This is a genomic window from Roseomonas sp. 18066 (assembly GCF_902706185.1).
Classification (GTDB): Bacteria; Pseudomonadota; Alphaproteobacteria; order Acetobacterales; family Acetobacteraceae; genus Pseudoroseomonas.
In genome coordinates, this window is the sequence record NZ_CACSJM010000202.1 from 1 (window position 1) to 9188 (window position 9188).

Annotated in this window: 12 protein-coding genes; 5 read left to right on the plus strand and 7 right to left on the minus strand. The window is 70.1% G+C overall.

Translation table 11 applies throughout. The features are described from left to right. The coding region (locus tag GVN67_RS26305; protein ID WP_160000288.1) for an EamA family transporter at positions 1-356 on the minus strand (356 nt) is incomplete at its 3' end. A gap of 60 nt (positions 357-416) precedes the next feature. Between GVN67_RS26305 and GVN67_RS26310 the strand changes: the two genes are divergently transcribed. Continuing rightward, positions 417-776: a phage holin family protein gene (locus tag GVN67_RS26310; RefSeq protein ID WP_160000289.1), complete on the plus strand. Its 360-nt coding sequence runs from the start codon at positions 417-419 to the stop codon at positions 774-776. Positions 777-889: 113 nt separating this feature from the next. Here the strand turns inward: GVN67_RS26310 and phbB are convergent, their stop codons facing one another. Then, positions 890-1612, minus strand: coding sequence for an acetoacetyl-CoA reductase (gene phbB / locus GVN67_RS26315; protein ID WP_160000290.1), 723 nt, complete (start codon positions 1610-1612; stop codon positions 890-892). Positions 1613-2106: 494 nt separating this feature from the next. Here phbB and GVN67_RS26320 point away from each other — a divergent pair, with 494 nt between their 5' ends. Both GVN67_RS26320 and GVN67_RS26325 read left to right on the plus strand, forming a co-directional pair. Next, positions 2107-2244, plus strand: coding sequence for a hypothetical protein (locus tag GVN67_RS26320; RefSeq protein ID WP_160000291.1), 138 nt, complete (start codon positions 2107-2109; stop codon positions 2242-2244). An 85-nt stretch (positions 2245-2329) separates the two neighbouring features. Further along, positions 2330-2518 (plus strand): soj family protein, encoded by a 189-nt coding sequence (locus GVN67_RS26325; RefSeq protein ID WP_160000292.1) that lies wholly within the window; start codon positions 2330-2332, stop codon positions 2516-2518. A gap of 108 nt (positions 2519-2626) precedes the next feature. Here the strand turns inward: GVN67_RS26325 and glcF are convergent, their stop codons facing one another. Further along, on the minus strand, positions 2627-3937 hold the full coding sequence (gene glcF / locus GVN67_RS26330; RefSeq protein ID WP_160000293.1) for a glycolate oxidase subunit GlcF: 1311 nt from the start codon (positions 3935-3937) through the stop codon (positions 2627-2629). Positions 3938-4111: 174 nt separating this feature from the next. Here glcF and GVN67_RS26335 point away from each other — a divergent pair, with 174 nt between their 5' ends. Further along, the gene (locus GVN67_RS26335; protein ID WP_160000294.1) at positions 4112-4321 is read left to right on the plus strand and encodes a hypothetical protein; all 210 of its coding nucleotides are present in this window, start codon (positions 4112-4114) and stop codon (positions 4319-4321) included. 84 nt (positions 4322-4405) lie between these two features. Here GVN67_RS26335 and GVN67_RS26340 read toward each other — a convergent pair whose 3' ends face one another. The 4 genes from GVN67_RS26340 to GVN67_RS26355 form a co-directional block, all read right to left on the minus strand. Then, complete coding sequence (locus GVN67_RS26340; RefSeq protein ID WP_160000295.1) at positions 4406-5599, minus strand: FAD-binding protein; 1194 nt, start codon at positions 5597-5599, stop codon at positions 4406-4408. Continuing rightward, positions 5596-7053: an FAD-linked oxidase C-terminal domain-containing protein gene (locus tag GVN67_RS26345; protein WP_160000296.1), complete on the minus strand. Its 1458-nt coding sequence runs from the start codon at positions 7051-7053 to the stop codon at positions 5596-5598. The genes GVN67_RS26340 and GVN67_RS26345 overlap by 4 nt, the downstream gene beginning before the upstream one ends. Before the next feature lie 137 nt (positions 7054-7190). Continuing rightward, positions 7191-7316, minus strand: a complete 126-nt coding sequence (ykgO, locus tag GVN67_RS26350) for a type B 50S ribosomal protein L36 (RefSeq protein ID WP_076960648.1) — start codon at positions 7314-7316, stop codon at positions 7191-7193. 155 nt (positions 7317-7471) lie between these two features. Continuing rightward, positions 7472-8377, minus strand: coding sequence for a hydrogen peroxide-inducible genes activator (locus tag GVN67_RS26355; protein ID WP_160000297.1), 906 nt, complete (start codon positions 8375-8377; stop codon positions 7472-7474). Between the two features lie 149 nt (positions 8378-8526). Here GVN67_RS26355 and GVN67_RS26360 point away from each other — a divergent pair, with 149 nt between their 5' ends. After that, positions 8527-9099, plus strand: coding sequence for a peroxiredoxin (locus GVN67_RS26360; protein ID WP_160000298.1), 573 nt, complete (start codon positions 8527-8529; stop codon positions 9097-9099). Positions 9100-9188: the final 89 nt, after the last annotated feature.

The window sequence follows — 9188 nt, forward strand, 5'->3', positions numbered from 1 at the left end:
GGGTGTGCCCTGCTGGTCGGCAGCCCCAGGATCGGCGCCGAGAGCAGCACCACCAGCAGCGGCCACAGGTAGTTCAGCAGATTGGCCTCGACCGCCGGGGCCAGAGCGAGGCCGGCGAAATACAGCGCGTGATAGCCGAACAGCCCGCCCACCCCGTGCAGCCAGGCGATGCCGCCCTGGCGCAGCCGCCGCGCCCGGCCGCGGGCGCAGACCAGGGCCAGCGCCGCGCCGCCGCCGATCCCCATGCCGATGGCGGTGACCTGCAGCGGCGGGATGCCGTCGGCGAGCTTCGCCAGCACGCCCAGGAAGGCCCAGAGCAGCATGGCGCCGAGGCCTGCCAGCGTCGCCGCACTCACGCCCGCGCAACCGCCGTGCTCGCGTCGCGTTTCGGCGACAGGACAGCATGGAGTCTCAAGATGGGTTTCCTCGCCCGCACGGCCATCACGGCCTTCGCCTTCTGGTGCGCTGCGATGCTGATCGGCGGCATCAACTTCAGCGGTCCCTTCAACCTGATCATCGCGGCGATCGTCTTCGGCGTGGTCAATGCGCTGATCCGGCCGATCCTGATGCTGATGTCGCTGCCGCTGAACATCGTCACGCTCGGCCTGTTCACCCTGGTGGTCAACGCGGCGATGCTGGGGCTGACGGCGCTGGTGATGCCCGGCATGACGATCTCGGGCTTCGGCGCGGCCTTCTTCGGCGCGCTGGTGGTGGCCATCGTCTCGTGGCTGGCCAACCGCGCCATCGGCGACAAGGAGCCGGTGGTGAACCGGTAAGAAAGAATCTGGGGGCATTGAATGCCCCCAGACCCCCACCTTCATCAGCGTCCCGCCTCAGGCCGCAAGGCCAGGCGGCGGCGGGGTCGAGGGGCGGCGCCCCTCGCCTTTCCTCAATACATATGCTGCCCGCCATTGATCGACAGCGTCGACCCGGTGATGAAGCTGGCCTCGTCCGCGGTCAGGAAGCAGACGCCCCGGGCGATATCCTCGGCATGGCCCAGGCGGCCGACCGGGATGCGGGCGATGATCTTCTGCAGCACGTCTTCCGGCACGGCGCGGACCATCTCGGTATCGACATAGCCCGGCGCGATGGCGTTCACCGTGATGCCGGCGCGCGCGCCTTCCTGGGCCAGCGCCTTGGTGAAGCCGTGGATGCCCGACTTGGCGGCGGCGTAGTTGACCTGGCCGTACTGGCCGGCCTGGCCGTTGATCGAGCCGATATTGACGATGCGGCCGAACTTGCGCGCCGACATGCCCTCCCAGACCAGCTTGGCCAGGTTGAAGCAGGAGCCGAGGTTGGTATCGATCACCTCGTCCCACATGGTGCGGTCCATGCGCTTCATGGTGCCGTCCCGGGTGATGCCGGCATTGTTCACCAGGATCTCGATCGGACCGTGCTCGGCCTCGATCTTCGCCACCGACGCCTTGCAGGCCTCGTAGTCGGAGACGTCGAATTTCAGGCAGGCGATGCCGGTCCGCTCGGTGAAGGCGGCGGCGGCGGCGTCATTGCCGGCATAGGAGGCGATGACGGTCCGCCCTGCCTGGTGCAGGGCCTCGCTGATGGCGGCGCCGATGCCGCGCTGTCCGCCGGTGACCAGGGCCAGACGTGCCATGGACGGTATCCTCCTTCTGCAGAATTGGTGGTGGCGTCCGCGCCGGTCGCACCACGGTTCCATGCCATCACAACGCGACCGGCGATGCCATGTCCTTGTGACAGATGGAGCGCGGGGTGGTGCAATGACCTCCGGGCGGGCGGCTCAGCGCCGCATCCGCGCCGGCCAGGCCGTCCCGCTCCGCCGCGGGCGGTGCGTCGGCGCAGGCAAGGCGGGACGCGGCGGGCATTAGCGATTCGCTCCGGATTTCCGGGGCAGCCTATGGCCTGGCGGCGGCCCGCACCATGGGCTGCGGTATTCCGCAACGCAAAACCGGGCAATCGTTCTTGCATCGTAAATTTCGGAATGGTACTCACGGAAATGTGAGGTCCGGCGCCCGAACGCCGGTTCCCCGAGGAACGAAAGGCACAGTCACCATGGCGTCTGCCCTGCGCTGCACACCCCCTTCTTCCGAGAAGCGCCGCCCCGTGGGCGAGGTCGATCAGGGGGCTTTGATGCTCATGCTCACCTATGTCGAGGCCGAGTGCCTGCGCCTCGGCGCCGCCGATTCGGCGCATCACGCGGCGATGGCGGCCGCGCTGCTGCCCGGACCGGTCACGCGGCCAGGCGCCAGCCGGGCCAAGCTCAGCTGACGCTTGACGCTTTCCGCTGTTCCTTGCTCGCGAAGAGGTGTACGGGGACGCAGCTTTTTCTCTCCACACGCAGGCATTTTTCCCCATGGACACTCCGATTGCTGCGGTCCTCTGGACCCATCAGGCGCAGCGCGACCTGGCTGCCGTGCTGCGGCTGCTGAGCCACGCCGAGCGCTGCTGCCTCGATGCCGGGTCGGAGGATGCCGCGGGGCTGGTGGCGGAAGCCATGTCCGTGCTGGCCCGCGACGGCGCCGCCCGCAAGATGGCCGCCTGATCCTGGCGACCTGATCCTGGCGGACGGCCGATGATGCGCTGAAAGGCCCGGGACCCCCCGGGCCTTTGGCGTTTCTCAGGGCCGTCAGACGATCAGGGCGGTGTCATATCAAGGCGGGGCCGGCAGGTTCGCCGGCGCCGGGCCGCCGGCCATCCAGTCCAGCAGCTCCACCGTGTGGATTGCCGGCAGGCTGGCGCTGCCCAGCTGCGTCAGGCAGCCGATATTGCCGCTGGCGATCAGCCGCCCGCCGGTGCGCGCCAGATTGCCCAGCTTGCGCGCCTTCAGCTGCCCGGCGATCTCCGGCTGCATCAGGTTGTAGGTGCCCGCCGAGCCGCAGCAGAGATGCGACTCGACCGGCTCCTTCACCGTGAAGCCGGCCTTCTGCAGCAGCTGCTTCGGCGCCGCCGTGATCTTCTGGCCGTGCTGCAGGCTGCAGGCGGCGTGGTAGGCGACGGTCAGCCCCGGCGCCGGGCGGCGGGCCTCGTAGCCGAATTGCAGCAGCACCTCGGAGACGTCGCGGGCGCGGGCGGCGACCACCGCGGCGCGGGCCGGCCAGGGCTCAGCCTCGGCGCGGAACATGAAGCCGTAATCCTTCACCGTGGTCCCGCAGCCCGAGGCGTTGACCACGATGGCGTCCAGCCCCTCGCCGTCGATCTCCCGCGTCCAGGCCTCGATATTGGCGCGGGCGAAGGCCATGGCCGGGTCGTGCTGGCCCATATGGTGGTTCAGCGCGCCGCAGCAGCCCTGGCCACGCGCCACCACCACCTCCAGCCCCATCCGCGTCAGCAGCCGGATGGTCGCGGCATTGATCGAGGGCGCCAGCACGGTCTGGGCGCAGCCGGTCATCAGCGCCACCCGACCGCGGCGGGGCCCCTCGGCGGGATGCAGCTGCGGCCCGGCGGCAGCGGCCGGCGGCAGGCTGGCGGGCGCCAGCGCCAGCATCGCCCGCAGCCGGGTCGCCATCACCCCCTGCTTCGGCAGCAGCGCCGCCAGCGGCCGGGCGGCGCGCGCCGCGGCCAGCGCCAGGCGGAAGCGGCGAGGATAGGGCAGCGTCCGCCCCAGCACCTGGCGCAGCAGCCGCTCGGGCCAAGGGCGGGTGTAGGTTTCCTCGATATAGCGGCGGGCATGGTCGACCAGGTGCATGTAGTGCACGCCGGACGGACAGGTGGTCATGCAGGACAGGCAGGACAGGCAGCGGTCGACATGCCGCACCACCGCCTCGGTGGCAGGCTGGCCGCTCTCCAGCATGTCCTTGATCAGGTAGATGCGGCCGCGCGGGCTGTCGAGCTCGTCGCCCAGCAGCACGAAGGTCGGGCAGGTTGCGGTGCAGAAGCCGCAATGCACGCAGCTGCGCAGGATGGTGTTGCTGGCGCTGATATCCTGGTCCGCGAGCTGCGCCGCGGTGAAATTCGTCTGCATGGTGTGGTCCGTCCCCTGCCGCCCAGGGTGGGGGGGAAGCGGCGCCGGCGCAAGCGGCGGCCCTTTCCCGGGGCTGAGCCCCCGCCACCCCCGCAACATTGTCGGATGAGCAACTTTTAAGGCGCGAAATCGCTGCTTATGGGCAGACAAACGGCAAAAAACGGAGGACACAAGATGTTGATGTACCCCGCGCTGAAAGCCGAGATCCTTCGGCAGCCCGACCCGCAGAGCTCCACCCTGTCCACCCAGCCGGGTGGCCAGGCTGAGCTCGCCCGCCGCGCCGCCCTGCTGCAACTGCCGGGGCAGACAGCAGCGCTTTCCACCGGCACCGTGCTACGGCCCGAGCCGCCGATGCGGCCCAAGGCCTGGTTCGACAAGATTTAAAGCTATGGGCTGCCTCAAGCGCCGGCGCCCATTCGGGCGCTCAGCCGGCCTTGCCGGCTGCAGGCTGCGCTGACGCGCCGACCCTCACCGCCCCATCCGGCCGGGATTCAACAGCCCGTCCGGATCCATCGCCGCCTTCACCCGCGCGCCGATGGCGGCGAGCGGGGCGGGCTCGGCGGGCAGCACCGGCACCGCCAGGCGCAGCGGGTCCGGCGCGCGGAACAGGGTGAAGCTGCCCCCCGCCGCCGCGGCCGCCTGCATCACCGCGCCATGCGCCGACTCGGTCGCGGGGCCCGCCACCCAGACCAGCCCGCCGCCCCAGTCCAGCAGCAGCCGGGCATCGAAGGCCCGCATCAGCTGCCCGGCCGCGGCCGGCGCCGCCGAGGGCCGCAGCGACAACCGCCACACCGCCTCGTCGGGTGCTGCCTGCAGCAGCCGCGCCTCGCGGATATCCTTCCACAGCGACTCGGATGCGGCCTGCTCCAGCAGGGTCACCGCGCCGAATTCGGCCAGCGCCCCGCGCAGCACCCCCGAGCGGTGCGGCAGGAACTGCAGGAAATCCTCCATCCGCAGCACCGCGGTGGGGCCGGCGAAGCCATGCCCCCCGGCCGGCAGCAGCGCCGCGCCGCTGACGCCGAAGGGGCTGCCCAGCCCCGCCGCCAGCGCCGCGACGCCGGCGGCCAGCGACGGCACGGCGATGGCCAGCGTCAGGCTGGCCTCGGGCCGCGGCAGCAGCTTCAGCGTGATCTCGGTCAGGATGCCCAGCGTGCCCTGGCTGCCGGCCAGCAGCTTGCACAGGTCCAGCCCGGTGACATTCTTATGCACCCGCCCGCCGGAGCGGATCACCTCGGCCCGCCCGGTCACCGCGCGCACCCCCAGCACCTGGTCGCGCAGGGCGCCGCCGACGCCGATTCGCCGCGGACCGGACAGGTTGCTCGCCACCAGCCCGCCCAGCGTCGGCGGCGTCGCCACCCCGAAGAGTTCCGAGAAATCCGGCGGCTCGGCGGCCAGCATCTGCCGGTTGGCGTCGAGCGTGGCCTCGATCACCGGCAGCGGCGTGCCGGCCCGCGCCGACAGCACCATCTCCTGCGGCCGGTACAGCGTCACGCCGGCGAGGTTGCGCACCGACAGCCGCGCCGCCGCCTGCACCGGGCGCAGGCTGCCGGCGCGGCCATTGTTGCCGCAGATGGCCAGCGGCGCCCGATCGGCCCGGGCCTGGGCGACGGCGGCGACCACGCCCTCCTCGTCGGCGGGCGCCAGCTCGAAGGCCGCGCTCATGCGCGCCGCTCCAGCAGCGGATTGCCGGCCAGCGGGAAGACCTTCGCGGGGTTCAGCAGCCATTGCGGGTCGAAGGCCGACTTGATCGCCCGCTGCTGGGTCAGCTCGATTTCGGAAAATTGGACGTTCATCAGGTCGCGCTTCTCGACGCCGACGCCGTGCTCGCCGGTCAGGCAGCCGCCGACCTCGACGCAGAGCTTCAAAATGTCAGCACCAAAGGCCTCGGCCTTCCGAAAACTTTCCGGGTCGTTGGCGTCGAACATGATCAGCGGATGCAGGTTGCCGTCGCCGGCATGGAAGATGTTCGCCACTTTCAGCCCGTAGTCGTCGGACATCTCCTGCATGCGGCGCAGGACGCGGGGCAGCTCGCCGGTCGGGATGGTGCCGTCCATGCAGAGATAGTCGGGGCTAATCCGCCCCACCGCCCCGAAGGCGCCCTTGCGGCCCTTCCAGATGGCGAGGCTTTCTTCCGCCGTCTCCGCGACACGCAGCGAGATCGGGTCGAACCGCCCGCAGATTTCCTTCAGCTTGCCCAGAAGGAAGTCCTGCTCGGCGGTGTTGCCTTCGACCTCGATGATGAGAAGAGACTCGGCATCGAGCGGATAGCCGGCATGGGCGAAGGCTTCGCAGGCATGGATCGCCGGGCGGTCCATGAATTCCAGCGCCACCGGAATGATGCCGCTGGCGATGATGGCATCCACCACCTCGCCGGCCACCTCGTTGCTGCGATAGGCGGCCAGCATCGCCCGCGCCCCTTCCGCCGCCCGCAGGATCCGCACCGTCACCTCGGTGACGATGCCGAGCTGCCCCTCGCTGCCGGTGATCAGCCCCAGCCAGTCATAGCCGGCCGCGTCGAGATGGGCGCCGCCGATGTCGATGACATCGCCCTCGATGGTGACCAGCTTGACGCCCAGCAGGTTGCCCGCCGTCACCCCGTATTTCAGGCAATGCGCACCGCCGGAATTCATCATGACATTGCCGCCGATCATGCAGGCCAGCTGGCTCGACGGATCGGGGGCATAGAAGAAGCCGTCGCCGGCCACCGCCTGGGTGATGCCGATATTGGTGACGCCGGCCTCCACCACCGCCAGCCGGTCGGCATAGTCGACCTCCAGGATGCGGTTCATCCGCATCAGCCCGATCACCACCCCATCCTCCAGCGGCAGCGCGCCGCCCGACAGGCTGGTCCCGGCGCCGCGCGGGATCACCCGGATGTTGTTCTGGTGGCAGTAGCGCAGCACGGCCGCGACCTGCTCGGTGCTGGTCGGCAGCACCACGGCCAAGGGCGGCTGGCGATAGGCCGACAGCCCATCCGTCTCATAGGCCTTCAGCCGCACCGCATCGCCGATCACGCCCTGGCCCCGGCCGCTATCCGGCACCAGCGCCCGCAACGCCGCCACGATCTCGTCCCGGCGGGCCAGCACGGCCGGATCCGGCTTCGGCAACTCGATCATGGCCCGCGCTCCCCCCTGGCTTTGCGCCGGAGAATGCGGCCCCACCCCGGCAGCGGCAAGCGCACAACGAAAAACGCCGCCGTGGTGCGCACCACGGCGGCGTTCTTCAGAAAATTCCGCGAGGAGCGGCCGGGGACTTAGCCCTGGCGCGCCTTCAGGCGGGGATTCTTCTTGTTGAGCACGTACAGACGGCCGCGGCGGCGAACCACAACGCAGTTCTTGTCGCGCGTCTTGGCGCTCTTCAGGCTGTTACGGATCTTCATCGGGGCACCCTCTTAGAGCGGGCGCGTGTAGGGGGTGCGGAGGGGGGATGTCAATAAGCAAGGTCGGGGGAATGAATTCCCCCGAACCCCCATCTTTTTTCTGATTCTTGGGCGCATCGATGAGAATCGGAACGAAATAGGGCCAAGCGGCTGATTCAACTGCCGGCAATCGCGGCGGCGATCGCCGGCGCCATGCTGCGGAACTCGGCAGCCCGCGGCGAATGCGCGCGCCAGGCCAGGCCCAGACCGCGCGTCTGCGGACTGTCCAAAGGCTTCAGCAGCACCGAAGCGCCAGCCAGCACGCCACCTTCCACGGCGAGTCGGGGCAACAGCGTGACCCCAAGGCCGCCGGCCACCATCTGCACCAGCGTGTGCAGGCTGGTCGCGGCGAAGCCGTCGCTGCTCACCGAAGCCTGCAGGCCACAGGCCGCCAGCGTGTGGTCGCGCAGGCAATGCCCGTCCTCCAGCAGCAGCATCCGCTCGCTGGCCAGCGCCGCCACCGGCAGGCTGGGCTCGCCGGCCAGGCGATGGCCCAGCGGCAGCGCGGCGATGAAAGGGTCCTCCGCCACCCGCAGCGTCTCCGCCTCCGGCAGGGCGGCCGGCAGCGCCAGCAGCAGCAGGTCCAGCCGGCCGGCGGCCAGGTCCTCGGCCAGGCGGTCGGTCAGGTCCTCGCGCAGCCACAGCTGCAGCCGTGGAAACGCTTCCCGCAGCGCCGGCATCAGCCGCGGCAGCAGGAACGGCCCGATGGTCGGGATGACGCCGAGCCGCAGCGGCCCCGACATCGGGTCGCGCGCGGCGGCGGCGGTCTCGGCCACCGCGGCGAGCGCCGCCAGCGCCTGCCGCGCGCGCTCCACCAGCTGCAGGCCGAGCGGCGTGAAGACCGGGCGCTTGGCCGGGCCGCGCTCCAGGATGCTGGCATCGAGCTGGCGTTCCAGCGCGATGATGCCGGCCGACAGGGTCGATTGCGTCACCGCGCAGGCCCGCGCCGCCCGGCCGAAATGACCATGGTCGGCCAGGCCCACGAGGTAGCGCAGCTGCTGGGGGCTGGGCAGCGGGGTCATCGATCCAGCCGATGGTTTCGTCGAAAACTATTCATTGGCATGTGTGCGGCGCAGCATACATAACGAGGCGTGCCGCGGGGAGAGGGGCCGGTCCCATCGGGATCGCCGCTCTGCCCTGCGAGAGAAGTTTCGAGAACGGAGAAGATCCCATGCTGACGGTTGGCGATAAGTTCCCCGCGTTCAAGTTGACGGCCGTGAAGGGTGGCCCGGAGGGCCTCGAGGGCCCGGGCAAGTCCTTCGTCGAGATCACCAGCGAGTCCGATGCCGGCAAGTGGAAGATCGTGTTCTTCTGGCCGAAGGACTTCACCTTCATCTGCCCGACCGAGATCGCCGCCTTCGGCAAGCTGAACGGCGAGTTCTCCGACCGTGACGCGGTGCTCTACGGCGCCTCGACCGACAGCGAGTTCGTGCACCTGAACTGGCGCGTCTACAACAAGGACATCAACGACCTGCCGATCCCGATGCTGGCCGACACCAAGCGCGAGCTGTCGACGGCGCTGGGCATCCTGGACAAGAACGAGGGCGTCGCGCTGCGCGCCACCTTCATCGTCGACCCGGATGGCATCATCCAGTGGGCCTCGGTCAACGGCCTGAATGTCGGCCGCAACCCGCAGGAGGTCGTCCGCGTCCTCGACGCGCTGCAGACCGACGAGCTCTGCCCCTGCAACTGGAACAAGGGCACCGACACCCTGAAGCCGCAGGAGCTGTTCCAGGCCGCCTGATCCGGAAGGGGCCGCCCCTCGGGGTGGCCCTCTCCCCGCGGCCGCCGGGTCTCCGGCCGGCCGCGGCGGTGCGCCGCGCCGGCGCCGCC

What these genes read in the sequence shown, in the direction of transcription:
- GVN67_RS26360 (WP_160000298.1), top strand. Translation starts at nt 8,527, where the DNA reads ATGCTGACGGTTGGCGATAAGTTCCCCGCGTTCAAGTTGACGGCCGTG.
- GVN67_RS26325 (WP_160000292.1), top strand. Translation starts at nt 2,330, where the DNA reads ATGGACACTCCGATTGCTGCGGTCCTCTGGACCCATCAGGCGCAGCGC.
- GVN67_RS26340 (WP_160000295.1), bottom strand. Translation starts at nt 5,599, where the DNA reads ATGAGCGCGGCCTTCGAGCTGGCGCCCGCCGACGAGGAGGGCGTGGTC.
- glcF (WP_160000293.1), bottom strand. Translation starts at nt 3,937, where the DNA reads ATGCAGACGAATTTCACCGCGGCGCAGCTCGCGGACCAGGATATCAGC.
- GVN67_RS26345 (WP_160000296.1), bottom strand. Translation starts at nt 7,053, where the DNA reads ATGATCGAGTTGCCGAAGCCGGATCCGGCCGTGCTGGCCCGCCGGGAC.
- GVN67_RS26310 (WP_160000289.1), top strand. Translation starts at nt 417, where the DNA reads ATGGGTTTCCTCGCCCGCACGGCCATCACGGCCTTCGCCTTCTGGTGC.
- phbB (WP_160000290.1), bottom strand. Translation starts at nt 1,612, where the DNA reads ATGGCACGTCTGGCCCTGGTCACCGGCGGACAGCGCGGCATCGGCGCC.
- ykgO (WP_076960648.1), bottom strand. Translation starts at nt 7,316, where the DNA reads ATGAAGATCCGTAACAGCCTGAAGAGCGCCAAGACGCGCGACAAGAAC.
- GVN67_RS26320 (WP_160000291.1), top strand. Translation starts at nt 2,107, where the DNA reads ATGCTCATGCTCACCTATGTCGAGGCCGAGTGCCTGCGCCTCGGCGCC.
- GVN67_RS26355 (WP_160000297.1), bottom strand. Translation starts at nt 8,377, where the DNA reads ATGACCCCGCTGCCCAGCCCCCAGCAGCTGCGCTACCTCGTGGGCCTG.
- GVN67_RS26335 (WP_160000294.1), top strand. Translation starts at nt 4,112, where the DNA reads ATGTTGATGTACCCCGCGCTGAAAGCCGAGATCCTTCGGCAGCCCGAC.